Source organism: Desulfosporosinus lacus DSM 15449 (assembly GCF_900129935.1).
Lineage (GTDB): Bacteria > Bacillota > Desulfitobacteriia > Desulfitobacteriales > Desulfitobacteriaceae > Desulfosporosinus > Desulfosporosinus lacus.
The window spans coordinates 1-25,973 of record NZ_FQXJ01000020.1 but is presented as its reverse complement, the minus strand read 5'-3'; the positions used below and the strand labels follow the sequence as shown (position 1 = coordinate 25,973).

Sequence of the window (25,973 nt, the reverse complement as noted above, 5' to 3'; positions counted from 1 at the left end):
GCGAGGATCAGGCATCCTCGTCTCTAGTGATTATATTTATAAATTTAGGTACATTTTGGCAAAGTAACATTAGCGTCTACCCAATCAAGCAATTCATGAACACTGTTCACCGTCAATCCTAAATTCAGATTGTTTCTTTTGATAAACACAATCTCTAAACCCAATTCCAAGGCAGCAGAGATTTTCGTATCAGTCCCACCAGCAAACCCGCTGTCTCGAGTCAAAAGAATATCAGCTCCGTAAAATTTAAAGAATACTCGATTTACATCTCTAGAAAATTGTCCTTGCATAGCAACGATGTTCCTTGGCGGAATGCCCATATCTTGACACTTCTGTACTAAACGCCCCTCGGGCAGAACCCGGACAACTATACGGGCAAATCGGGCAAACGGACTTCGTACGATGCTTTCTAATTGGTGACTTCCCGTCGTGACAAAAATCGTTACAGGACGTCCTTTCTCTTGATGCAAAGCACCCACGCGCCACTCCAATTGGAGCAGTGCTTCCTCCCAATTATCTACTGGATAGATTAACGGGCTAACAGGAATAATTGTCTCAGGTCTTTCTAAACGCAGATAAGGAATACCTCGCGGTTCACACCATTGGCGCAAAGGGGAAAACTTTACACTGCTGGAAGGTGGGCTGGCATCAATGATTAATGTCGGCGAATGGAGACACATCTTTTCGCTCCACGTTTGCATTCGTATTAGCTCAAGCCTTCTGCTATTAAGACATTCACTAATTTCACGCGCCGCAGCTGTTTCTCCCAAAAGCAATATCATTTGCTAACCTCCATTGAAGCTCTCATTCTATGCACTTTGCTGACCGCTCTTAACCGGAATGTTCCGGAATAGATCTTCTTTTGATTTTGGTAAAGACGCAGACGGAGGCAGCCATCCTTTTTTGACCAACTCACTATGTGTCTCTATCAGCCAGGGAATGGTCAAATCAGCGCGTTTCACGATCTCCGTCCGAGAAAATAGTTCACCGGGTAATCCGTGCGCGAGAATTTCTCCACGGTACATGATTGCTAACCTATTTGACCAGCTATAGGCTAAATCGACATCATGAGTCGAGAGAATAATTGTCTTTCCTTCATCACTTAACTTTTCTAAAAGTTGCATGAACTCTTGAGCGTGACGAGGATCCATCCCAGCAGTAGGCTCATCAAAAATAATAATTTCCGGCTCCATTGCCAATACCCCCGCAATAGAAACCCGCTTTTTCTGACCATAACTTAACAAGTGAGTGGGTTTATCTTCTATGTCTGTGGTTTCAGTATCTAACAAGGCTTGTTTAACTCTTTGTGTTACAACTTCCTCTGAAAGTCCGAGATTAAGCGGGCCAAACGAGATATCTTGCCATACACTAGCGGAAAATAGCTGACTGTCCGGATCTTGAAAGACAATTCCCACCTTTTTGCGAAGATCAGTTAAGTCCTTCTTTTTATAAGAGATACCTTGTCCTTGATATTTAATAAAACCCGAGTCAGGGCGATAGATTCCATTAAAATGCATAAACAAAGTCGACTTTCCGGCTCCGTTTGATCCTAGAATAGCTAACTTTTCTCCCTTTTGAACTTGTAAATTCACTTTGCGCAAAGCACTTGTACCATCTGGATAAGAATATTCTAGGTCAACTGTTTCAAGTATGAGCTCTGACAACTATATTACCTCCAAAGCAAATTCAATAAAATTAAAGGGGTCTCGATCACAGCTATAATAAAATAATTTTTGAAGCTAACGGGCCGTTTCTTGGTAAGCACCTTAATCTCTCCCGTGTAACACCGTGCAGCCATGGAATTGTAAAGGTCTTGCGATTTAACAAAGACCTTCCCTAAGAGTGCAGAGAAGAGCCTGCTCATAGAACGAAAAGAACTATTCATGGAGATATAGCCTGAACGAGAATACTGTGCACGCCGAATCGCAGTTGCGGTTTCCATAAAAACGAAGATAAAGCGATATATAAGCACCATTAATTCTGTAATTATGAATGGTACTTTTAACTTATGGAGGACTGTAATCAGTTCAGTGAGCGGAGTAGTCAAGGCCAGAAAATAGAGACACGATACAGCTCCTAACGACCTGAGAAAGAGGTTTGCCGCTGTCATTAGATCTGGGTAGCGTATTCCTATGGTAAAGCCCTTATAGGTTTGTGCGAGCCAAAAACCTGAAGAGTTGATCGATACTGAAAACACTATTGTTAATATACTGATTAAAAGAAAGGCCAGTGGAACAGTCATGAGCTTAATTAAAACTCGGGTTGGAATACCTGCTTTCAAAATAATTCCTCCGGCCATTACGGCCAAAACGATGAGAGGGGTAATCATCGTTGAAGATGCTAGGCATACACCCATTGTAAACATCGCAAAAAGTGATTTTTCTGCTGGATGTACGCTTTTGAGATTATTGTTATAGGCGTAAGAATCAACGGCAATCACACTTGATCCCTCTTATTAATACTGTTTCTGCCCTTCGTGTACCCTAGATAATAAAAAACGAATCCACTCCCGACAGCAGCCTGCAAGGCGAACAAGAATGACTCCACCTCTCCGCTGGGCGGTTCCCAAAATGACTCAAACCAAGGTGTGTAACTGGCATTGAGTGTGCTGATCGCTTCTGAGGCTTGAGTATCAGCACCAGCAAACTCGGCGCCTCGGGCTATGTAAAGTGGGACAAATGCCAATAGCGCAACAAATGCAAGAATTATCATATTTTTGTTAAAGAGTTTCATGCTTTCACCTCCCGCTTAATGGAAGATATCCTTTTGCCCGTAAATGCAGTTAAGACCTGTAACTCTTTTTGACTGTAAGCGGAAAGAATATTAAATACCATGACCGTAAGCAAACCTTCGCTGATAGCTAAAGGGATCTGGGTGAGTGCAAAAATGCCCAAGAATTTAAGTATGGCAGCAGTTACTCCGCCTGCCGCTGCCGGAAACGCCAGTCCCAACTGAATAGAGGTTGTCACGTAGGTCATCAAATTTCCTAAAGTTGCCGCCATAAAGATAGAGAGCCATTGGGGAGCTCCCAACTTCTTTAAACCTTTGTAGATACCATACGAGACAAAAGGGCCAACAATCCCCATAGAAAAAGTATTTGCCCCTAAGGTTGTTATTCCTCCATGAGCTAGTAAAAGAGCTTGGAAGACTAAAACAATCATACTTAAAACAGTCATGGCTGTGGGTCCAAACAAAATTGTCCCTAAGCCCACACCTGTAGGGTGTGAGCTGCTGCCGGTAACAGATGGGATTTTTAAAGCTGACAGCACAAACGCAAATGCTCCCGCCATACCTAGCAGCATTTTTAAATTAGGGTGGAGTGTGACTGTTTTTTTGATGGAACGCACCCCGGCAATGACAAAAGGAATCATGACCATCCACCAAAAAGCCGCCCAGTTAAAAGGTAGAAATCCTTCCATAATATGCATAGCATAAGCATCATCCGGAAAGAAGATGTATATAGACATAACATAGGTTATTAATAACCCAATATGTTTGCTTTTACGAAGAAACATAGCTTTATCACTCCTTCTTACATGTTAAATGCGAAACCTAATGTTTGTTAACTCAACTATCTGAGATACCTTTTATTCACTGTTTCTGGATCCCCCCTCTCTCATAAAAAAAATAAAGAGATAACCCTACATCACTAATCCGAAAGACAGCAATGTATTGGTTATCTCGAACGGTGCGTTCTCTTCTGCTTTCAAGTCGCATTCGCATTTTTGAAAGCAAATCCCGCATGAACAAGACATATACCTGCAGATAGTTTCCCTCGGGAAACCTATTATGTACACAAAATAATATATAAAGCCCTCCATGATATGGAGGGCTGAATTAACAAAAATTCCTGCCACTCATCCATCGTGAGTTAAAGCATACGAGCAGTCAGGTCTCCTGGCTTAGGTTCATCGTTTATTGCCTCCTTCCCAAGTTTCCTCAGTGGATATGGCAAAAACTCCCCATTTACAGTGGCGGGACCGCGCCGGATTCACACCGGCTTCCCTGTTTAATTTTTCTTATAAAGAAAAATCACTTGCTCGAAATATTTACTTTTTATAAATTTAACACGAATACTCTTCCCCGTCAAGTAAGAATTTTTTCAACTTTATAACTATTCAACCTCTTGAATAATGGGTAAAATAACAGGTCTGCGGCGTGTTTTTTCATAAAAGTGTTTGCTTAAAGTATCTCGGATTTGGTTTTTAAAGACAGCCCATTCAGTAACTCGATTCTCTCGACAACGCGCCATCGTCTGTCTAACCTTTTGTTTAGCTTCTTCTAACATGGTCTCTGACTCACGTACATAAACAAATCCTCTTGTCACAATATCCGGACCCGATACAATAGCTCCACTTGAACGGCTTATGGTCATGACGACAATTAGAATACCGTCTTGTGAGAGTTGTTTGCGATCTCGTAACACGATGTTGCCTACGTCTCCGATCCCTAACCCGTCTATCAAGACTTTTCCAGCCATTACCTTACTGCCTAAAGCTGCCCCATGGCGCGTGAATTCAACAACCCCACCGTTCTCAGTGATAAAAATATTTTCTCTGGGAATACCGAGTTGTTCTGCTAACTGGGCATGTTTGATCAACATGCGATACTCCCCGTGAACAGGCATAAAATATTGCGGTCGAACCATGCTGAGCATTAATTTTTGTTCTTCCTGACTTGCATGACCCGATACGTGCATTCCTTCTGCAGATTCGTAAATCACATTCGCTCCCAATTTAAACAATTGGTCGACTGTCTTAGCTACAGATTTCTCATTACCTGGAATTGGGCTCGCAGAAATGATCACAGTGTCTCCCGGTTGAATCGCTACATGCCGATGATCGTGGTTAGCCATGCGGGTCAACGCTGACATCGGCTCACCTTGGCTCCCAGTCGTTAAGATACAAGCCTGATTTCCCGGCAGTCCGATGATTTCATCGATATCCATAAGGGTCCCCTCTGGAATATCTAAATACCCCAGTTCCTCAGCAATTCCTACTATATTTACCATACTTCGTCCCACGACCGCTACTTTGCGATTAGTATTAACTGCTGAGGTAATCGCTTGTTGGAGTCGGTATACGTTGGAAGCAAAGCTGGCAAGAATGACACGATCCTTAGCATTACGAAACGCTTCATCAATCATTTCCCCAACATGACTTTCAGAGGGCGTAAATCCAGCTCTTTCTACATTGGTACTGTCTGACAGTAAACATAAAACCCCTTTGTCTCCCAGTTCGGAGAATTTATGAATGTCTAGTATCTCACCCGAAACAGGGGTGTGATCTAGTTTAAAGTCTCCCGTTACAACAACTGTTCCTAAAGGAGAATGGATAGCGATCGAAACTGAATCCGGTATACTATGATTGACACGAATAAATTCAATGCGAAAAACTCCGAGCTTGATAACATCACGAGGCTGTACAACCGTTGCCTGGATATTATTTAAGTTATTCTCTTTCATCTTGGACTGTATGATCCCTAAAGTCAAACGCGTTCCAAAAACGGGCACATCCACATCTCTCAATAAATATGGCAAGGCACCGATATGATCTTCATGTCCATGGGTTAGCAATATACCTAGAAGCATTTCTTTGTGTTCAATCAAATATGTGTAGTCTGGTATTACAATATCAATCCCCAGCATATCTTCATCCGGAAACGCTAATCCAGCATCAACAAGCACCATCTGGTTATCATAGCGTATTACTGTCATATTCTTTCCAATTTCTCCTAGTCCGCCCAAAGGAATAATTTGCAATTTATGATCTTTCGGCAATCAAATCCACCTCCTATTTTTTGTACTAGTATAAGGGCAACTGCCTTCGGCTTGGCGCTAACCAAGTTTTCTTTATACTACCCAGAAAGTATTAACTTAACGTTATATACTTTCTGAAGCATAAGGGCAACTAGGCGACCGCCTGCGCCTTCGGCTTGGCACTAGCCAAGTTTTCTTTATATCTCATGTGCCTAAAAAGCTAACGGGATCCCCGTGGTTTCTTCGAAGCCCCAAAATAAAGCAACAAAAAGACGCGAAATAACATAACGAACACAATGACGCCCAGTATTCGCCAGTACTTCGATAATCATCTATGAAACTAGCCGCACAATAAAGATACTACATTATAGCGCGAAAAACGAAGGCTTGCAAGTTAGTTCATTTTCTCTTAAAGCACGTTGATCACTGTATTTCTGACATAGATAATGTATTAAATACCACAATTCGGGAACTATACCTTTAAGTCGTACTTTCTGACTAGTACTAGAAAGGTGGAATAGTCATGACCAATGTTGTTTGTAGCGCAACCAAATGCCATCATAACGAGGATGGCCACTGTCAACTTGAAACATTAAGTGTCACCTCCAGCTTAATGGATCGTGAAGCTGAATGTGCTTTTTACGAACCCGGAGATAAATAAATCTTCTACAATCTATTAATTCCCTTATTATATCTCTTCTATAAGTCATCACCTTAGTGGGTGGTGACTTATATTATTTTTAACAGGCAGGAATTTAGATAGTGCTAGAGAATACTATTTTAAAATAAAAAATATTATAAATATTTTGTGGATTATTTACAAAAAAGGAGGTTAAAGATGTTAAACTCTAAAGACGATCTTACCCGGGAGCAAGCATTAGCCCTTTTAGAAGATTTTGCAGTACGCTGGTTAGCACATGATGGGCTTTGGTTCCAAGCTATCGAGCAAATGCGAGGGATTGATGAAGCAGTCGAACTAGATATTAAGGCTTGGCGAACGTTTACTGTCTTAGAGGCTAAACGAATTATGAAGTTCCTTGGGTTACCTAAAGATGGAGGGCTTGACGCATTGGAAAGAGCTCTAAAGTTTCGACTTTATGCCTTTATCAATGTACAAGAATGTTTCAGGCCTGACGATCATACCCTTATTTTCCAAATGAAGGATTGCCGTGTTCAATCCAAACGAAAACAAAAGAATATGCCTGACCATCCTTGTAAGCCGGTGGGAGAAGTCGAGTATTCGTTATTTGCTTCTACAATTGACTCGCGAATTAAGACGATTTGCATAGCATGCCCGCCAGACCCTCACCCTGAAGAATTCTATTGCGGTTGGAAGTTTACTCTTGGCGATGAATAGCTATAAAGAAAGTGAACCTCTGCTTAGACGTAAGCAGAGGTTCATTTTCTTTATAGAATATATAAAGCGCAGAGCATATTCTTCGGTTGCTTCGTGTTTTGCTTGTTTAAATCTCCTAGACGATTGGGTGTCCAGGTTTTTCGGAAGCAACTTTTAATTCTGATATTACTTGTGCCTGAATTCTATTCTTAGACGTTGACTTTTTTATAGTTTTCATAAGATCTTGTAAAAAGCCTATTTCCTCACTCGTTGCCTCAACTAAAGGCAAGCGAACTCTACCGGCTTTGATACCAATCATATTCATAAGTGCTTTAATCGGGACAGGGTTTGATGTTACAAATATCCCCTTAAATATAGGAAACAGTTCAAGATGCCATTTTGTTGCTTGAGCTGTATCCCCTGCGAACCACGCATCTACCATGGCTTTCATTTCGTCTCCAATGACATGGGCTGCAACGCTGATTATTCCGCTGCATCCTAAGGCCAGCATTGGCAAGGTCATTGAGTCATCTCCGCTGTATACCTCAAATTCAGCCGGCAACAGTCTTTTTAGCTCACTGACCTGATCCAAGGAGCCTGCTGCTTCTTTTAAAGAAACTATGTTAGGAATTTCAGACAATCTCTTGACTGTTTCTGGCATTAAATTAGCTGACGTTCTGCCAGGTACATTATAAAGCATTAAAGGTAATGATGACGCCTCTGCTATTGCCTTAAAGTGCTGAAACATTCCCTCTTGGGAAGGTTTATTATAGTAGGGTACAACTGCCATTAAACCGTCTACACCCGTTGTCTCCGCCATGCGGGCCAATGAAACACTGGAATTTGTGGAATTTGATCCAATCCCTGCAATCACCGTTGCCTTCGTTCCCAAAGCCCCTTTAATCGCCTTAAAGAGCTCAATTTTTTCTTGATCGGTTACAGTCGGAGATTCTCCTGTGGTACCACACACAACAACCCCATCTGATCCGTGGTCTGTCAAATACTGAGCCAGGCGTACGGCTTCTTGATAATCCACTTCCAGCGCTTCGTTCATGGGAGTTACCATGGCAGTCAAGATTCTACCAAAATACATCTTTCTCATCCTTTCTTCCCACATCCATTTTACATACTATATGTCTAGCTCAAACTTCTTGTGCAACGCTTGTACTGCAGTCACCATGTCCCCCTGATGAACCAGCACCCAAATTGTTGTATGTGAATCAGCCGATTGCAGGATAGTCACACCAGCGTCCGAGAGTGCTTCGACCATATCTGCCATAACACCTGGGACGCCTGCAATTCCAGCCCCAACTATGGATACCTTTGCACAACTAGGTAAAACCTCTGGTTCAAAGTCCATATCCTGTAACATTCGGATTGCTTTTGTCGCAACCTCATCTGAAACAGTATATAACACTGCTTCTGGTTGCACACTTATAAAATCTACACTTATATCAGCAAGTGCCATTGCTTTAAAAATCCGCTTATCTGTAAGATGTTTGTTTGAAGCATCTGCGGTTAATATCCGAAGTTGAGTGACATTAGGTGTATGGGCGATTCCCGCAATGATGCGGTCAGTGGTAATATCCGTTCCGACTTCCCGATTGGGATGCATATTGGTTACCAATGTCCCTGGGGCTTTAGAAAAAGTTGATTTTATCCTCAGCGGAATATTTCGTTGCATCGCAATTTCCACAGCGCGTGGATGAATAACTTTTGCTCCTTGATAAGCCATCTGACATATTTCATTATAAGTAACAATATCTAAAATACGAGCATTTTCAACAATTCTAGGATCAGCAGTCATGATCCCATCAACATCTGTATAGATATCGATAAATTCAGCAGCAAGGGCAACCCCGAGTGCTGAAGCTGTAGTATCACTTCCTCCTCGACCAAGAGTTGTAACCTGACCCCCTTCTGTAACTCCTTGAAATCCGGTCACAACTACAACATATCCTTCTGCCAATTGCTTTAGTATCTCAGCCGGCTCCACTCGCACAATCCGGGCATCGCCAAAATCATTATTAGTAATAATTCCTGCCTGCCCTCCTGTCAAGAGGACCGCTCTCAACCCCAGGCTATTTAAAGTGCTTACCAAGACAGTCCCTGAAATGACTTCTCCACAACTCATCAGTAAATCTAACTCGCGTTTGGGTAAATCAGGATGTATTCCTTTAACCATATTCAGAAACGTATCCGTTGCATAGGGGTCCCCGGATCGTCCAATAGCCGATACCACCACAACTGGAGAATACCCATCCTGAACTGCTTCTGTAACTATAGAAGCCACCTGAGTCCTTCGCTCTTCTGTAGCAAGGGAGGTACCGCCAAATTTCTGTACTAGGATATTCAATTCCTATCCCCCCTTCTCGTGGTTCGATGTTCGTGGTTCGTGGTTCGAACTGCGAACTCCAAACTATATCTTTAACCAATAGAACTTTAGAACACTAAATCTCCAACTGCGATCCTCGATTAAAGTAATAGCTCTGCGATTTGAACAGCGTTTGTGGCCGCACCTTTGCGAATTTGATCTCCTACCACCCACATATTAAATCCCTGATCGATGGAGTAGTCTTTACGCAAACGTCCAACATAGACTTCGTCTTTGTCAGAGCTAAACCATGGCATTGGATAGTGATCCTTACTAGGGTCGTCTATTACTACGACACCGGGAGCTTTGCTTAAGGCCTCCCGAATTTCTGAAACACTCACCAGCCTTTCTGTCTCAACATTAATAGATTCTGAGTGACTCCGAAAAACAGGTACACGAACAGTTGTCGCGGTAATGGCCATACTAGGTACGTGGAAGATCTTCTGGGTCTCTTTAACCATCTTCCACTCTTCTTTGGTATAGTCGCCCTCTTGAAATACATCAATGCGCGGGACAAGGTTAAAGGCAATCTGATGAGGGAAAACACTGGAAATAAGTTCTTCCCCTTGAGACCAAGCTTTCACCTGTGCACCTAATTCTTCAATACCTTCTCGCCCGGCACCTGAAACGGCTTGATAAGTAGATACTACCACGCGACGGATTCCAGCTAAATCATAAATCGGCTTAAGTGCTACTACCATAATAATTGTCGAACAATTAGGATTGGCAATTATCCCCTTATGCCATTTTACATCTTCCGGATTAACTTCTGGCACTACAAGGGGCACTTCCGGGTCAAGTCTAAAAGCACTGCTGTTATCAATGACCACAGCCCCACTGTCAACCGCAGATCGGGCATATTCAGTACTTGCTGATCCACCTGCAAAGAGCGCAATATCTATCCCCTTAAAACTATCGTGGGTTGTCTCCTGAACCTCTAGTTCTTGACCCTGCCATGCAATACGTTTACCAGCAGAACGTTTTGAGGCTAACAACCTCAGTTCATCAACTGGAAACTTACGCTCGGCAAGAATTTTAAGGAACTCTTGTCCTACTGCACCTGTGGCTCCAACAATTGCTAAATTTGACATTAATTATGTTCCTCCTTACTTTTATCTGGAATTGACCAGTGGGGGGTGCCTTACTGCACGCAAGGCACCTTATCTTGCCAGACGATGATCACTTTACTAAATAATCCACTAATACTGGTTGAATTTGCTTTCCGGCACAAGCCATGAGAATGGTATCCGGAATTTTATCCATATGTGCCACTAAAGAATTTGCCTTGACTTCTGGATTATCTTGACCAAACGGCACCAAGTATATATTTTTTGTAATGAGTAAGGTTCCAATATTACGGGCATTTAATCCCAATCCGTCATTACTGGAAATTGCTAAAACTAAAGGTCTTTGATTTCGAAGATGGGATTTTGCCGCCATGAGCACAGGGCTGTCAATAATTCCGTTAGCAAGTTTTGCCAGAGTATTTCCTGTACATGGAGCAATAACTACGCAATCGAACATCTTCTTGGGTCCAATCGGCTCCGCATCAGGAATAGTATAAATCAGCTCCTTATGAGTAATCTCTTGAAATTGATGCTTCCAATCCTCTGCTTTGCCAAATCGTGTGTTCATACTATCAACAGAATAAGAGATAATCGGTGTCACCTCTGCACCCTCATCAACCAATCGCTTCATTACCTGGGTAACCTCATGTATTGTACAGTGTGATCCTGTTATAGCAAAACCAATTCTCAACCCATCAAACTTCATCCCTTACACCTCCACTTTACGAGTAGTGTTCACTGTGGTCAAGTGACGAAGAATAAGTTGCGGGTAAATATGAGCAAGAATTCGTCCGGCTGTTTTAGGCGCTACGATGCCGGGGAGGCCGGGAGCTAAGAATGCTTTTATACCTTGATTCTGAGCATATTCGAAATCTGTGCCTCCAGGAGCAGATGCCAAGTCCACGATTACCGCTTCTCGATCGACCTTTTCTAACATCATGCGATTTAAAACCGGATGAGGTACTGTGTTAAAGATGATTTCAGCGTGACCAATCTCATCTTCAATATCTGCGAAATGTACCGCATGAACTCCCATCTCGGTAGCACGTGCTAAATCGGAAGGCTTTCGAGCAACACCCGTTACATGGGCTCCAATTCCTTGCAACATGCGAGCTAAAGTCCAACCACACCGACCTAAGCCAATGACGAAACTATTGCTGCCATGAATTGTAATCGTCGTGGCCTGCATCGCCATTTGAATAGCACCTTCTGCCGAAGGTATGGAGTTAAGGATAGCAAGTTCATTTAGGCTGGCAGTTTCTACTAATTGAATTCCTAATTCAACTGCGCTTGCCTTCAGATCTGGTCGTGCAAAACCAATGACCAATGGTACATGCTTCGGAATAGATTCAAGTACCTTCTTGTTTAAGACAATGGGTGAATCTGCGTATTTAGCTTTGACCGCCCCACGTTCATCCGTGCCGAAGATTGGAAAAAGCAACACATCCACTTGGCCAACCGCTTCTTCCAGAGATGGCGCAAGAGTCATTCCCGAAATGGGAGAAGCCTTTTCGAATCCGACACCGACTATGTAGGCCCCCTGTTTTTGTAGTTCGGAAATTAAATAGAGTTCCCGATCATCTCCTCCAACTACTGCAAAACGAATTCCCTTCAAACCCGCACTCATTTTTATGCCCCCTTTGAGACAGTGTCCTATGACTACTATCCATTATATGAGGGTATGCAGGCTGCGGTTACGCCGAAAATCATTAATCAAGGAAATTATCGAGCCCTATTACCAGTTCTGTCAGCTCAGAAGATTTACGTATACTCAGCATAACCCCAGGCATATAGGTTTCTCTGGAAAATGCATCATGCCTAATGGTCAGTGCCTGACCTAATCCCCCGAATATAACTTCTTGGTGAGCAATCAAACCTGGCAAACGTACAGAGTGAATATGAATTCCAGCAATGTCGGCACCTCTGGCTCCTTGGATTTTTTCGTATTCATTCGGGTGTCCTTGGATCATAGGTTCACGGACTTCCAAAATTCCTTCCGCTGTTTTTAAGGCTGTACCCGATGGAGCATCTAGTTTTTGATCATGGTGCATTTCAATGATATCAACATTAGGGAAATATTTTGCAGATTCCCTAGCAAAACGCATCATCAAAATTGCCCCAATAGAGAAATTCGGCGCCAAAAACGCACCTGTTTTTTCTTTTTCTACGAGTGTACGAATTTCACCTATCTCAGCTTCATCTAACCCGGTGGTTCCTATAATCGGAACCACTCCAGCCATTATAGCTGTTTTCGAATTTTTTAAAACTGATTGGGGATTCGTGAAATCAACTAAGACATCGGCTCGCGAAGAACGCAAATTCCCGATCTCCAATGGCCCTGTAATATCGATACCAACCCTCGGAGCACCAACAACAAACCCAACATCCATTCCTTGATGTCGCGTATCTGAAGCCCCTACTAAAAGGAGATCATCTTCTTTCAAAATCGTACGGATCACTTCTTGACCCATCTTCCCACTTGCTCCAGCCACGTAAACACGAATTTTCTTCAACGAAACCCCTCCTGCGATGATAAGGTAAAAGCCCCGTTGCAAAAACGCAATGCGGGGTTAAAGCTTTTCCATTCATTTTATTGGGTATCAGGTCCTCTGTCAAATTGAATTTTCAGCGAATTCTTTCCGATCTGTTCTGTAAATCCACGATAATGACCTCAGACCCGACTTTTTTAACCGTTTGCCAAGGTATCACAAGCTGTTCACGCTCTCGATCTCCTTTGGAGCCCCAAAAACCTGAAAAACCTCCTCGGGAAGTAAGAATGATTGCTTCAACGGATCCATTAATGGAAATCTCAAGATCTGCATCTCCCACTAGTCCCAGTTTTCCTCCGTCATAGAGATTAATGATTTCTTTCCCAGCGAGATCACTTAAAAGCATCTTTATCCTCTCCCTTATTTTCTCAATTTTATCCAAGCTTTTAGAACAAATGGTTGTATTATAGCCAGTAATAGAGAAATTACTGCAAGTGGCTCTACAAAGTATATTGAGTTGTTGCTCCACCAATCTTCCGGTATCTTCAAGAAGGAAAATAAAAGTTCCAATGACAGATAAATCCCCCCGGCGGTCCCAACTAATTGACTTAAGGCCGAAGCAAGCATGTTAGATGACGGCTCAGATGATCGCCACATCATTTTATATTTTCGTTCACGTACTGAAACAACAATACCGATTGCTAGAAATATTGCCCCAAGGGCTTGCATTTTCACTCCCCCTCATGGGGAGTGTATGAATAGACAAACTTCCTTAGAACAAAAAACAGAAGGTTTTTAGATTCCTAAGGAAGTTTGCAACGCACGCTATTTTTTTAGTTACTAAGCTTGGCGCTAGCCATGCATTTCTTTACACACCTGTCGAACCAAAACCGCCCGTTCCTCTGGCAGTTTCTTCAAGTTCTGTGACTTCTTCAAAGACTGCCCTAAAAATAGGCATAAATATCATTTGAGCTATTCTGTCTCCTGAATTGACCGTAATTGGCTGGTCACCCAAATTATGCATCAATACTTGAATTTCCCCACGATAATCTGAATCAATCACTCCAACACCGTTTGTTAAGCCTATTCCGTAACGACTGGCCAAACCGCTACGTGCAAAGACAAGTGCAACAACATGCGGTCCTGGAAGTTCAATAGCCAGACCTGTAGGAATCTTAACATTCTCTCCTGGACTTAAGGTCAGGGTGTCTTTCAAATCGGCACACAGGTCAACTCCAGCTGAAGCCACGGTTGCATATCTTGGCAGAGCTAAAGAATTTTTACTCACTTTTTTTATTTTTACGTTTATAGAGTTAGACACTGAAAGATTCCCCCAAAACGATATTCGATGTTCGTGGTTCGTTATTCCACTTTAAATTACGAATATTGAACTTCAGCCCTAGTACAGATATTCGAACCACGAACCGGGACTACTCCCATCCTGTTTGCTTCAACATGTCGGGCATAACCACATCATGCCCGGCTGGGCCCAGGGTCATAATACTTATATTCTCCTTTTGCCAGAGACGCCCAATCACACGTAAAACATCCTCTTGAGTTACCTTCTCGAGTTTCTCTACCACTTCCTCCGGTGAAAGTACGCGATTATAGGTTAATTCCGTCTTCCCTAAGCGGCTCATTCGACTGCTAACCGCTTCCAATCCGAGATATAACCCACCTTTAATTTGAGCTTTTGTTCTCACCAATTCTTCGACACTGATCCCCTTTTTCTTCATCTCCATCAATTCTTCCAGAATACAGGCGATGACTTCCTGAGTATTTTTCGGGCTTGTTCCCGCATAGACCGCAAATAACCCGGTATCAACGTAAGTTGAGTGATAAGAATAAACAGAGTAAGCCAATCCCCGCTGTTCCCGTATCTCCTGAAACAAACGAGAACTTAATCCTCCGCCTAAAATATTATTAAATATGTGCATAGCGTAGATATCTTCATCATCTTGACCCAGTCCAGGCACTCCCAAGAGGATATGCATTTGTTCTGTATCTTTCTTCTGATAATGTTCTATCGTCAAACCTTTGGGCGTCTCTTCGAGTACTCTTCGCCCGCCTCGGTTAAATGTGCCAAAATGAGGAGAAAGCTTAGCTACAACATCCTCATGTTTTATTTTACCAGCGACAGAAATCACCACATTATCAGGAGCATAATGTTCAGTAAGAAACTGCATAATTCTTTCTCTGCTTAGAGACCTTATACTCTCTTCTGTGCCTAATATCGGTTTCCCCAGAGGATGATCATTCCAAACACACTCTGAAAAGACATCGTGGATTAACTCATCCGGAGAATCTTCGTACATTTTAATCTCTTCAATTACAACATTCTTTTCTTTTTCGATTTCCTTTTCATCAAAAAGCGAACTGAAAAACATATCACTTAAAACATCAATCGCAAGATCGAGGTCCTCATCAAGTACTTTAGCGTAATAACAAGTGTATTCTTTGGTTGTAAAGGCATTCAACTGCCCGCCAACCGCTTCAAGTGATTCTGCTAAAGCACGAGCACTTCGATGCTCGGTTCCTTTAAAAAACATATGCTCAATAAAGTGGGAAATACCCTCAAACCCTTCACGTTCATCTCGAGATCCTGCCCCTACCCATATTCCTAAAGCAGCCGAACGAACATGGTCAATTTCTTCTGTAATAATCCTGACTCCATTAGGCAACAACGTCTTTTTATACAATAAATTCACTCCCTCGTACTTCCTTCAATGATAAGGAATTATCGTTTTAAGGAACGATTTTTCTGCGACTTCATTTTCACTTATCAGATGAACGCTATTCAGCCTTTTTTCTCCCAGCCAAACTTCGAAACGACCTACCCGTTCTCCGGCACGAATAGGAAGATTCGTTGCTTTCTCCCACTCGATACAGGTTAACAGCTTCTCGCGGTCAGCCTTCGGAATGCTAACATCGAGCGGATCAGTCGTTAAGACTTGGACCGTCTTTGTAATATGAGGAAACTCTCCAATAACCTGTCCAACATCTGCCAATCGAACAGTCTCAGTGTTTTGAAAGCCCCACTCTAAGAGTTTCTTAGCATCTCCGAATCGATCGGGTGCATTGAGAACGACAACTAACAATTGACGTCCTTCCTTCGTGGCAGAAGCCACAAGGCATTTGCCAGCAGCGGTCGTCGTCCCTGTTTTTATACCATCAGCATAGGGATAGTTCCAGAGCAATTTATTCGTATTTCTTACATCCATAAAAACGTCCGGTTCAATAAAATGAATTTCCGTTTCCTTTTGCCGGGTAATTGATTGGAATTGAGGAATTTGCAAACCATATCGTGCCATTACAGCAAGGTCATAGGCTGTAGAATAATGCTCCTTGCGGGGTAAGCCATTAGTATTTACGAAATTTGTATCTTGAGCACCAAGAGCTAAGGCCTTACGATTCATAAATTTGACAAACTGTTCTTCACTTCCGGCGATATGCTCTGCTATTGCAACGCAAGCATCATTGCCGGAACGGACCAATGCCCCCGTTATAAGTTCATAGAGTGTAATCTTTTCCCCCGGGTCAAGATATATGGTTGATTCTCCTACAGCCGCCGCTTTTTCACTGACCGTAACAACTTCATCGGGCCGACCTAACTCGAACCCTAAAATTGCGGTCATGATTTTGGTGGTACTTGCGGGAGGACGACGTTTATGCGCCTGTTTACTAAAGAGAATATCCCCTGTTGCCACATCCATCAGCACAGCAGCATCTGCGGTAACCCCTGAGGGACCCTTTGCATCCACAGGTTTATTTTCGAGTTTCTCAACTGGGACACCATATACGGGATTCACCAATAACAAGCTTATGACTATAACACAAAGAATAACGCAGTCCCAAGCCTGCGTCCACTTTAGCCTGATCATTCAACCACCTCGACTTTTCATTTATCATGAGGTAGTATCTCCGCTCTGGTCATATGTTATTAGCTCATCAAGAGTTTGGAAAATATAACCCTCTAAAGTTAGTTGTTTAAGAATCACAGGCAAGGCTTTGACTGTATTTGCTTTAGGATGCATTAATACTATGGCTCCAGACTTATTTGGCTTAATTCCGAACCGTATCGCTGGATTAATAATTCGTTTGGCAATGATTTCCGGCGTGCTTTCTGGTCTCCAGTCAACCGTATCTAATGTCCATAGAATAGTCTGATAACCTAGCTCATGGGCAGCTCGAAGTCCTGGCATACCCTTCTCACCATAAGGAGGGGCATACAAATGTGTCTTTTTCCCTATAATTCCTTCGATAATACTCTCAGTTTTTTTGATTTCCTCTCGATTAGTCCCCACGGACAGCAGATCTGGATGGGGATGAGAATACCCGTGATTTTCGATCTGGTGGCCTCTGATATGGATTTGTTGCAGTAATTCTGGATTTTTCTTAGCCCAACGTCCTGTAACAAAAAAAGTTACATCTGCTTTGCCATTCTCCAATTCATCCAACATCGCTGGGATATATTCTTCGCCCCAATCCACATTAATCGTTAAAGCCATGATTTTCTGATCCGTCTTGATCTGCTCAATTGGTTTAGAGACAGGCGTATTGGATGTTGTAATCCAACGCCCTGCCATAATTCCGGCGAGTAACAGAAAGAAAATCCCGCCAAACGAGAGTATTCGTCGCGAGATTTTTAAGTTAATGAACATATGCGTCCCCCCTTCCTTAAAATTTATGCGGATAGGAGGACTCACAGACTGATCATTTGTTGATTATTTGGTTAAAGTCGTTAAGATTTAGGAATCGTTGGATTCTCCTTACGGGGCATTGCCTCTTTGCGAGATAGATTTAACCTGCCTTGCTTGTCGATAGCAGTTGCTTTAACTGTAATCTCATCCCCAACTTTAACAATATCTTCTACTTTTTCTACACGTTCGTGAGCCAGTTGAGAAATATGAACTAGGCCTTCCTTACCAGTAAGTCCCAAAACCCCTGGAATGACTTCAACAAAAGCGCCAAAATCCATAACTCTTGTTACCTTACCTTGATAGATCTTACCAACTTCTACTTCCTGAGTCAGGGCTTGAATAATTTTCAAGGCCTTCTCTCCGCCGTCGCCACCAACTGAAGATATGAAGACACGTCCGTCATCCTCGATATCAATTTTGACATCAGTTTCCTCTACAATCTTCTTAATCGTTTTTCCTCCAGGTCCGATAACATCACGAATCTTATCCGGATGAATTGTGGCGGTGATAATTCTTGGTGCATAGGAAGAAAGTTGCGGTCGAGGCTTGTCCATGACAGCTAACATCTTATCTAGAATGAAAAGACGGCCGGCTTTAGCTTGGGTTAGAGCTTTTAAGAGAATCTCTCTGGATACACCCATGATTTTAATATCCATTTGCAAAGCGGTTACCCCTTTGCTGGTTCCAGCCACTTTAAAATCCATATCCCCAAAGTGATCTTCCATACCCTGAATATCTGTAAGAATGGCAATTTGATCTTCTTCCTTAATAAGACCCATGGCAATCCCTGCTACTGGCGATAAAATAGGAACGCCTGCATCCATTAGAGAGAGTGTGCTGCCGCATACGGAAGCCATCGAACTGGATCCATTGGATTCCAAGACCTCAGAAACCAAGCGAATCGTATAGGGAAACTCGTCCTCATTTGGTAAAACCGGGATTAAGGCACGTTCTGCTAAAGCACCATGCCCTATTTCTCTTCGTCCCGGCCCACGCATAGGCCTTGTCTCTCCAACACTGTATGGAGGGAAATTATAGTGATGTATATAACGTTTCGATCTTTCTAAACCCAAACCGTCTAAAATCTGTTCATCTCTTGCAGCACCCAAAGTCGCTACTGTTAAAACCTGAGTCTGCCCGCGTGTAAAGAGGCCCGTCCCATGTGTACGAGGTAAGATCCCTACTTCGACACTTATTGGACGAACTTCATCAACTGCCCGACCATCCGGTCTAATCTGCTCGTGGGTGATCAATTTGCGGACAATCTGATGGACAATGTCCTCTAAAACATTTTTAATGACTCTTGAATCATCTGGGAACTCAGCTTCGAAATGAGCCAAAGTTTCAGCTTTAACTTCGTCAATTGCACTCTCCCGAGCTTTTTTCTCTTCCACGCGGACAGCCTTATCTAACCTGTCGTAAGCATAGGCATTAACCGCTTCTACAAGATTAGCCGGATTTCCTGCAATCTTTAATTCAAGTTTATCTTTTGCTAAGCCCATCTTAAAAGCTTCCTCACGATAGTCTTCAATAAACTTGGTTATTTTCTTGATTTCTTCATGTCCAAACATAATAGCTTCTAGGATCTTATCCTCTGGCACTTCATGAGCACTGGCTTCTACCATCATAACTGCATCCTGCGTTCCTGCTACTGTAAGAAGCATTTCACTTTTTGCTCCTTGTTCAATAGTAGGATTAATGATGTATTCATCTTCTACAAGTCCTACCGTAACTGCCGCAATAGGACCTTCAAAGGGAATGTTGGATATGCTTAACGCTGCAGAAGCAGCATTGATTGCGGTAATATCTGTTGCACAGTCTTGATCAACTGACATTACTGCTGCAACCACTTGAACTTCATTGCGAAATCCTTGCGGAAACAACGGGCGGATAGGACGGTCAATCAAACGTGCTGACAGGGTAGCCTTCTCACTCGCTCTTCCTTCACGTTTAATAAATCCGCCTGGAATTTTGCCTGCAGCATACATGCGTTCTTCAAACTCAACAGTCAAGGGAAAGAAATCAATGCCCTCTCGAGCCACAGTACTGCATGTAGCAAATGCAGTCACCACAGTATCTCCATAGCGGAGAAATATTGCACCTCCCGCTTGCTTACCAAGTTTCCCGGTTTGGAAAGTCATAGTTCTTCCACCTACCGAGAGTGACCTTTCTAGTATTTCCTGTTTCACAATGGAACCTCCTTAAATCTATTCAAATCCTTTTTAACTTGTTTTCTCTTCGACATATTGTTATTATTTCCTGCAATTTGCAGAAATAAAACTAAGTTAGCAATAATATCTCTTATACTGTATAAAAACCATCTTTTTACTATCATTTCTAGCCATTACAGCCATAGAAAGGCACTTAATCCCCCTATAAGAAACCTTACTCCTTAGGTTTCTCTTACCGATCAAATATTTATGTAGAATATTTAAGGGTCCCTAACATAGTTTAATTTAAAATCATGAGTTGAGAACTCACCCTTAGACCTCAACTTCGCTCAGTGTCTTTTAAAGGAGAAAGAAGCGGATCTATGTGATCCGCTTCTTTCTCCTTTAAGCTAGATTATTTCCGCAAGCCAAGTACACCAATAATATTACGATAACGATCAAAATCAACGTTCTTCAGATAAGTTAATAACGCACGCCTAGAACCAACCATTTTCAAAAGTCCACGACGGGAATGGTGGTCTTTCTTATGCGTCTTAAAGTGTTCTGTTAAATACGTAATTCGCTCAGTGAGAAGCGCAATTTGCACTTCCGGAGAACCGGTATCCCCTTCGTGTTGTGCGTGCTTTAAAATAATCTCTTGCTTTCTCTCAGGTGTCATCATGATAAAATTCCTCCAATTTTTATGATTCCCGACTGCCCAGGTTAACGTTGGAGACTTCGTTTGGCCGAGTCAGTGGGTCCTAATAGTTTCTAAAGTAGTATACATGTTAATTATTGATTTGTAAAGTTAGTCTGCAATAGGGCTTTATTGCTGTCTTGGCGATCTTGGATTTTATCTAATACCCCTTTAGCATTTGAGCAATCTCTTTCTAACTGAGTCAGAAGCTCGTTAACCCCATTAAATTTTCGTTCGTCTCGCAAACGTTCTTCAATACACACTGTGATTTCCTTGCCATACAAATCACCTTCAAAATCAAAGAAATGGACCTCTACCACAGTATCATACACTTCATGAAAGGTTGGTTTCATTCCGATGTTCATCATCCCTAATACGCGTTTTTCATCAATAGTACTCCAGACTGCGTAAACCCCTCGCTTCGGAATCAAAAAATCGTCTGAAGTTAAAATATTGGCTGTAGGGTAACCAAGCATCCGTCCGCGCTCTTCCCCATGTATAACTGTCCCACGCAGGCAAGGAAGGTGTCCAAGCAGAGAGCTTGCCAATTGAATATCCCCTAGTTGTAATGCTTTACGAATACTGCTGGAAGAGATCACACGGCCACCCAAAGTCTGAGCCTGAAGCACACTCACTCCAAAGCCATGCTTTTGCCCCAATGCTTGAATCAACTCGGAATTACCTTTACCTTGAGCACCAAATGAATAATTAAAACCAACTACAACATGAATTACCCCAAGAGGTAAAAGAATCTTCTCAACAAACTGTTCTGGAGAAGTATTCGCCATCTCCATGGTAAAGGGCAGATGGTAGACTGTACGAACCCCAATCTCCTCCATATAAAGCAATCGCTCTTGAGTCGTGGACAGTAGTTTTACTCCCCTTTCGGGAAATAATACTTTTAGCGGATGAGGCTCAAAGATCAAAACATCAAGCCCCACTCCTAAACGCACGGCTTGTTCAAGCCCATGCTCAAGCAATCGACGATGTCCCAGATGTACCCCATCAAAATTACCTAGCGCTAAGACACAAGGTTCTCTTTCCATAGGCAGACTTGTTCGAACTTGCACCGATTTGACCTCCTAAATATCAGAACTAGTCAGCGACTTTCTGACTAGTCATTTGAAAACTTTATGTGGGTAAAGAACTTCCTCACGCCAGACCCCTATTCCGATTAATTCTTCACTCTCCATAACTTGTACGTAAGGCTCTTTTTTATCATCTAAAATCTTAACTTGTTCTCTTTTAGTTGGCAACCCATTCCTGAAAGCATTTGAACGTAATCCGGATAAGGAAACCTTAGGCAGATCAATTCCAGCAGTTAACGGCAGTATAAAGGAAAAATTACCGTCACATACAGCCTCTTCGATCTCTTCAAGCGTCCAACTTTCTTGGATCTTAAACGGCCCGGAACGAACTCGTACTAAGTAGGACATATGTGCACCACAGCCTAATGTTTGTCCAAGATCATGACAAATTGTCCTTATGTAGGTCCCTTTTGAACACTCAATGTCCAAGATAGCTTTTGGAAACTGTCCCTCAAACCATTCTTCAAGGTTCAATTTATAAATAGACACTTCACGTGGATTTATCTCGATCGGTATCCCTTTTCGAGCATATTCATAGAGATGTTTACCTTCTTTACGAACTGCGGAATACATGGGAGGAACTTGGGATATCTTACCTGTAAAATTGGGCAAAATTCGTTCTAATTCACTTCGGTTGAGCATTGGGGAGGTCTCGCGGATTACTTTACCATATGAATCCTGAGTATCTGTCGTAACGCCAAACGTCACTTCGGCAATATATGCCTTCCCTTGCTCTGTTATGTACTCTGCTAAACGGGTTCCCTTGCCCACACAGATCGGTAACACACCAGCAACCCCTGGATCAAGAGTTCCTGTATGTCCAACTTTTTTTATCTTTAGAATTTTTCTTATCCAGACAACAACATCCGAAGAAGTCATTCCAGGCGATTTGAGGACGTTAATAATTCCTTCCAATCCTTAACGCCTCCCCAATCGTACTAACTATGCTTTGCTTCGCATCCTCTATTGGAACTCTGAAGGTACAACCCGCAGCTCGATTGTGTCCTCCTCCGCCAAACTTAGTTGCAATCTCGTTAACATTCAACCAGAGATTCGAACGCAAACCCGCCTTAATTTCTAATGGTCCTGCCTCTTTAAGTAACACAGCTGCCTCAACACCCACAATACTGCGTGCATGATTAACCAAACCCTCACTTAATTCTTGTTCTGCGCCGCTCTTTTGAAAATCCTCTAAGGTTAAAGTCATAAGGGCCAACTGACCCTCGGCGTGGATTTCCAATCCATTTAAAGCATATTGAAGCAGCTTGATTTGGGAAAGTGGCTTTTGATCAAAAATGTTGTGGTGAATACTAACCAAATCTATACCTAGATCCAATAGTTCTGCAGTCAAACGATGAGTCTGAGCTGTAGTATTACCATACTGAAAACACCCTGAATCCGTCACAATGGCTGTATAGAGATTTGTAGCAATATCACTGTCTATCTCTGCACCTAAAAGGTTAATGAGAGTCAAGGCAAGCTCTCCAACAGCACTTGCTTGGGCATCAACCCAGTTGATGTGTCCAAAGTGTTGATTCGAGATGTGATGATCCAAGTTAAGTATTGTACTTACTTTAGAGATATCTGACGTCAAAAGGTTAACTCGTCCCAGATCTGTACAGTCCACAAATACAAGAGTCTCTGGTTGAGGATCAGGAAGTTGCTGACTTATACGGGATGAACCCGGCAAAAACATTAAGTTGCTTGGCACCAGATTCGGGTTATAAAACAATACCTCTTTGCCCATTTTTTCCAATGCCAAACCGATGGCCAACATTGATCCTAAACAGTCGCCATCCGGAGATACATGGGAGAAAAGCGCCACCTTTGGCGCTTTTCTCAGGACTTCAAGGAACTCTTGGACAAGGGTGTTTTCATTCATGGGATTCTTCCTTACCCGTTTCATCGGATACCCCAACATCTTTTAGTAATTTTGCAATGTGTGCACCATGTTGAATGGAAGGATCATATTTGAAAACGATTGATGGGACATGTCTGAGTCTTACCCGTTTTCCAATTTCAGATCGAACATACCCTGCCGCGCGATTCAAGGCATCCAATGATGCATTTCCTTCATCCTCAGTGCCCAAAACACTTATATACACTTTTGCGTGTGATAAATCATCTGCAACATCCACACTTGTGAGAGTAACAAATCCAATACGAGGATCCTTTAACTCCACTCGAATAAGTTGAGAGATTTCCTCTTTAAGTGTTTCCGCTAACCGATTGGGTCGATGTTTTGACATACCTAATACCTCCAGGGCTGATTTACTGCTATAATGTCCGCTTTACTTCTTCCATAACAAATGCCTCAATAGTGTCTCCCTCTTTGACATCATTATACTTTTCTATGCCAATTCCGCATTCGTAACCCTCAGCAACTTCTTTTGCATCATCTTTAAAGCGCTTAAGAGATTCCATAACGCCTTCATGGATTACTATACTATCCCGAATAACGCGCACTTTCGCAGCACGTATGATTTTTCCTTCTGTCACCATACAACCAGCGACCGTTCCCGCTTTAGGGACTTTAAAGACCATACGCACTTCAGCCTTGCCTACGACAACCTCTTTGAAGGAAGGATCCAGCAAGCCAGTCATAGCAGCTTTAACATCCTCAATGGCATCATAGATGACTCGGTAAAGTCTCACATCTACGCTATCCAGTTCAGCCGTCGCCTTCGCGTTGGCATCTGGTCGGACATTAAAGCCCAAAATAATTGCATTTGAAGCTGACGCGAGCATAATGTCATTTTTATTAATTGCACCAACCCCGCCATGAATTGGATTGACGCGTACCTCACTCGTCGAAAGACGAAGTAAGGACTGCTTTAAGGCTTCGACTGAACCTTGTACATCTGCCTTAATAATAATGTTTAGGTCTTTGATCTCGCCCTCTTTTATCTTATCAAAAAGGTCTTCTAAACTCACTTTAACAGCTACGCTTTGCTTGGACTCTGCTACTTTTCGTACAGCAATACGTGCCGAAGTTATTTGACGAGCCAATTTTTCATCTGCTACAACATAGAAAGGTTCCCCTGCTTCAGGCACCTCGGACAGACCATGCACTTCCACGGGCATGGATGGACCGGCCTTTTTAACACGTCGGCCTTTTTCATCCAACATAGCCTTAATTCGACCATAGGCACAGCCGGCAACAGCCACATCTCCAATGTTAAGCGTACCCTTGGAAATAAGAACAGTAGCGACAGGTCCTTTACCCTTATCTAATTCGGCTTCGATGACTGTGCCAGCAGCCGAACGATTGGGGTTTGCTTTGAAATCACGAACTTCAGCGACTAATAAAATCATCTCGAGAAGTTGTTCGATGTTTAGATGACTCTTTGCCGATACAGGAACGGCAATCGTATCTCCGCCCCATTCTTCAACGACAAGACCGTACTCGGTCAGTTCCTGTTTTACCTTTTCAGGAACTGCATTTTCTTTATCTATCTTATTAATAGCTACAATGATAGGCACGTCAGCTGCTTTAGCATGATTAATAGCCTCAATGGTTTGTGGCATGATTCCATCATCAGCCGCTACTACCAAAATAGCGATATCAGTTACTTGAGCACCTCGAGCACGCATAGAAGTAAAAGCTTCATGCCCAGGTGTATCCAAGAAGGTAATCTTTTGACCATTAATTTCAACTTGATAAGCCCCGATGTGTTGAGTAATCCCTCCCGCCTCCGAAGCCGTTACATGTGTCGTTCGAATAGCATCAAGAAGGGAAGTTTTTCCGTGGTCGACATGTCCCATTACTGTAACTACAGGTGGACGGAAAACGAGGTCTTTTGGATCATCTTGGATCTCTTCAATAACAGCCATTGATTTCTCGGCTTTAACCTCAACCGTAACACCCATTTCACCTGCCAGAATGGTGGCTGTTTCAATGTCCAACTCTTGATTAATTGTAGCCATAACTCCCAGAGTCATAAGCTGTTTAATCAGTTCACCAGCCTTACGGCTCATTTTAGAGGCTAAATCTTGGACAGATATTGATCCTTGTATCACAATATGCTTTGGAGTCGTATCCCTAACTTCTTTTTTGGGATGTTTTTGAAAGCGTCTATGTGGTGACCGGATGGCATTTTCTCTTTCTTTTTCTACTTCACGTTTCCGTTCATAAGCCTTATCCTGAGCCTTCTTATTTGCAGGCATCTGTCTTTTGGCTTGCTCTACGATGATTGGTGACGGCGGGGCACCTCCACCAGCACGTGGAGCCATTCCTGGACGATTACCTTGCGATTGACCTTGATATCCTGGACGGGCACCTTGCGGTTGACCCTGATATCCTGGTCGCGGACC

General features: G+C 42.7%; 27 protein-coding genes and 1 riboswitch. Of the genes, 2 read left to right on the top strand and 25 right to left on the bottom strand.

The genetic code is table 11. The features are described from left to right. Window positions 1-44: 44 nt before the first annotated feature. The 6 genes from BUB11_RS21120 to BUB11_RS21095 form a co-directional block, all read right to left on the bottom strand. Window positions 45-782, bottom strand: a complete 738-nt coding sequence (locus tag BUB11_RS21120) for a precorrin-6A/cobalt-precorrin-6A reductase (RefSeq protein ID WP_073032030.1) — start codon at window positions 780-782, stop codon at window positions 45-47. A gap of 27 nt (window positions 783-809) precedes the next feature. After that, on the bottom strand, window positions 810-1,664 hold the full coding sequence (locus tag BUB11_RS21115) for an energy-coupling factor ABC transporter ATP-binding protein (protein WP_073032028.1): 855 nt from the start codon (window positions 1,662-1,664) through the stop codon (window positions 810-812). 5 nt (window positions 1,665-1,669) lie between these two features. Beyond that, window positions 1,670-2,440 (bottom strand): cobalt ECF transporter T component CbiQ, encoded by a 771-nt coding sequence (gene cbiQ / locus BUB11_RS21110; RefSeq protein ID WP_073032026.1) that lies wholly within the window; start codon window positions 2,438-2,440, stop codon window positions 1,670-1,672. After that, a complete protein-coding gene (locus BUB11_RS21105; protein ID WP_073032024.1) occupies window positions 2,437-2,733 on the bottom strand; it encodes an energy-coupling factor ABC transporter substrate-binding protein in 297 nt (98 codons plus the stop codon). Before BUB11_RS21105 ends, cbiQ begins: the two co-directional genes overlap by 4 nt. Further along, the gene (locus tag BUB11_RS21100; RefSeq protein WP_073032023.1) at window positions 2,730-3,515 is read right to left on the bottom strand and encodes an energy-coupling factor ABC transporter permease; all 786 of its coding nucleotides are present in this window, start codon (window positions 3,513-3,515) and stop codon (window positions 2,730-2,732) included. Before BUB11_RS21100 ends, BUB11_RS21105 begins: the two co-directional genes overlap by 4 nt. A gap of 355 nt (window positions 3,516-3,870) precedes the next feature. Continuing rightward, window positions 3,871-4,055, bottom strand: a riboswitch (cobalamin riboswitch). A 59-nt stretch (window positions 4,056-4,114) separates the two neighbouring features. Further along, window positions 4,115-5,779 (bottom strand): ribonuclease J, encoded by a 1,665-nt coding sequence (locus tag BUB11_RS21095; RefSeq protein ID WP_073032021.1) that lies wholly within the window; start codon window positions 5,777-5,779, stop codon window positions 4,115-4,117. Window positions 5,780-6,281: 502 nt separating this feature from the next. Here BUB11_RS21095 and BUB11_RS21090 point away from each other — a divergent pair. Further along, entirely contained in the window at window positions 6,282-6,419 is a 138-nt protein-coding gene (locus BUB11_RS21090; protein WP_073032019.1) for a DUF1540 domain-containing protein, read from the top strand. Between the two features lie 177 nt (window positions 6,420-6,596). After that, window positions 6,597-7,115, top strand: a complete 519-nt coding sequence (locus tag BUB11_RS21085; protein WP_073032017.1) for a DUF6125 family protein — start codon at window positions 6,597-6,599, stop codon at window positions 7,113-7,115. 115 nt (window positions 7,116-7,230) lie between these two features. Here BUB11_RS21085 and dapA read toward each other — a convergent pair whose 3' ends face one another. The 19 genes from dapA to infB form a co-directional block, all read right to left on the bottom strand. Next, on the bottom strand, window positions 7,231-8,187 hold the full coding sequence (gene dapA / locus BUB11_RS21080) for a 4-hydroxy-tetrahydrodipicolinate synthase (RefSeq protein WP_073032015.1): 957 nt from the start codon (window positions 8,185-8,187) through the stop codon (window positions 7,231-7,233). A 36-nt stretch (window positions 8,188-8,223) separates the two neighbouring features. Continuing rightward, window positions 8,224-9,450, bottom strand: a complete 1,227-nt coding sequence (gene dapG / locus BUB11_RS21075) for an aspartate kinase (RefSeq protein WP_073032013.1) — start codon at window positions 9,448-9,450, stop codon at window positions 8,224-8,226. Window positions 9,451-9,569: 119 nt separating this feature from the next. Further along, window positions 9,570-10,559: an aspartate-semialdehyde dehydrogenase gene (locus BUB11_RS21070; protein ID WP_073032012.1), complete on the bottom strand. Its 990-nt coding sequence runs from the start codon at window positions 10,557-10,559 to the stop codon at window positions 9,570-9,572. An 88-nt stretch (window positions 10,560-10,647) separates the two neighbouring features. Next, window positions 10,648-11,241 carry a dipicolinate synthase subunit B gene (locus BUB11_RS21065; protein WP_073032010.1) on the bottom strand — a complete coding sequence of 198 codons (594 nt, stop codon included), beginning with the start codon at window positions 11,239-11,241 and terminating at the stop codon, window positions 10,648-10,650. A 3-nt stretch (window positions 11,242-11,244) separates the two neighbouring features. After that, the gene (gene dpsA, locus BUB11_RS21060; protein WP_073032008.1) at window positions 11,245-12,162 is read right to left on the bottom strand and encodes a dipicolinate synthase subunit DpsA; all 918 of its coding nucleotides are present in this window, start codon (window positions 12,160-12,162) and stop codon (window positions 11,245-11,247) included. Between the two features lie 82 nt (window positions 12,163-12,244). Then, complete coding sequence (dapB, locus tag BUB11_RS21055; protein ID WP_073032006.1) at window positions 12,245-13,048, bottom strand: 4-hydroxy-tetrahydrodipicolinate reductase; 804 nt, start codon at window positions 13,046-13,048, stop codon at window positions 12,245-12,247. Between the two features lie 112 nt (window positions 13,049-13,160). Beyond that, entirely contained in the window at window positions 13,161-13,430 is a 270-nt protein-coding gene (locus BUB11_RS21050; RefSeq protein WP_073032004.1) for a YlmC/YmxH family sporulation protein, read from the bottom strand. A 14-nt stretch (window positions 13,431-13,444) separates the two neighbouring features. Beyond that, entirely contained in the window at window positions 13,445-13,753 is a 309-nt protein-coding gene (locus tag BUB11_RS21045; RefSeq protein ID WP_073032002.1) for a hypothetical protein, read from the bottom strand. A 139-nt stretch (window positions 13,754-13,892) separates the two neighbouring features. Continuing rightward, entirely contained in the window at window positions 13,893-14,345 is a 453-nt protein-coding gene (gene dut / locus BUB11_RS21040; RefSeq protein ID WP_073032000.1) for a dUTP diphosphatase, read from the bottom strand. Window positions 14,346-14,454: 109 nt separating this feature from the next. After that, window positions 14,455-15,723 (bottom strand): M16 family metallopeptidase, encoded by a 1,269-nt coding sequence (locus BUB11_RS21035; protein WP_073032100.1) that lies wholly within the window; start codon window positions 15,721-15,723, stop codon window positions 14,455-14,457. A gap of 24 nt (window positions 15,724-15,747) precedes the next feature. Further along, the gene (locus BUB11_RS21030) at window positions 15,748-16,905 is read right to left on the bottom strand and encodes a D-alanyl-D-alanine carboxypeptidase family protein (RefSeq protein WP_073031998.1); all 1,158 of its coding nucleotides are present in this window, start codon (window positions 16,903-16,905) and stop codon (window positions 15,748-15,750) included. 24 nt (window positions 16,906-16,929) lie between these two features. Then, window positions 16,930-17,685 (bottom strand): polysaccharide deacetylase family protein, encoded by a 756-nt coding sequence (locus tag BUB11_RS21025; RefSeq protein ID WP_073031996.1) that lies wholly within the window; start codon window positions 17,683-17,685, stop codon window positions 16,930-16,932. A gap of 80 nt (window positions 17,686-17,765) precedes the next feature. Next, window positions 17,766-19,913 (bottom strand): polyribonucleotide nucleotidyltransferase, encoded by a 2,148-nt coding sequence (locus BUB11_RS21020; protein ID WP_073031994.1) that lies wholly within the window; start codon window positions 19,911-19,913, stop codon window positions 17,766-17,768. 376 nt (window positions 19,914-20,289) lie between these two features. Continuing rightward, on the bottom strand, window positions 20,290-20,556 hold the full coding sequence (gene rpsO, locus BUB11_RS21015) for a 30S ribosomal protein S15 (protein ID WP_007786194.1): 267 nt from the start codon (window positions 20,554-20,556) through the stop codon (window positions 20,290-20,292). A gap of 110 nt (window positions 20,557-20,666) precedes the next feature. Beyond that, window positions 20,667-21,641, bottom strand: a complete 975-nt coding sequence (locus tag BUB11_RS21010; RefSeq protein WP_073031992.1) for a bifunctional riboflavin kinase/FAD synthetase — start codon at window positions 21,639-21,641, stop codon at window positions 20,667-20,669. Between the two features lie 48 nt (window positions 21,642-21,689). Beyond that, entirely contained in the window at window positions 21,690-22,574 is an 885-nt protein-coding gene (gene truB / locus BUB11_RS21005; protein ID WP_073031991.1) for a tRNA pseudouridine(55) synthase TruB, read from the bottom strand. Continuing rightward, window positions 22,558-23,541 carry a DHH family phosphoesterase gene (locus BUB11_RS21000; protein WP_073031989.1) on the bottom strand — a complete coding sequence of 328 codons (984 nt, stop codon included), beginning with the start codon at window positions 23,539-23,541 and terminating at the stop codon, window positions 22,558-22,560. The genes truB and BUB11_RS21000 overlap by 17 nt, the downstream gene beginning before the upstream one ends. Then, a complete protein-coding gene (rbfA, locus tag BUB11_RS20995; protein ID WP_073031987.1) occupies window positions 23,534-23,908 on the bottom strand; it encodes a 30S ribosome-binding factor RbfA in 375 nt (124 codons plus the stop codon). The genes BUB11_RS21000 and rbfA overlap by 8 nt, the downstream gene beginning before the upstream one ends. A 28-nt stretch (window positions 23,909-23,936) precedes the next feature. Beyond that, window positions 23,937-25,973: translation initiation factor IF-2 (infB, locus tag BUB11_RS20990; protein ID WP_073031985.1), on the bottom strand; the 2,037-nt coding region annotated here is incomplete at its 5' end.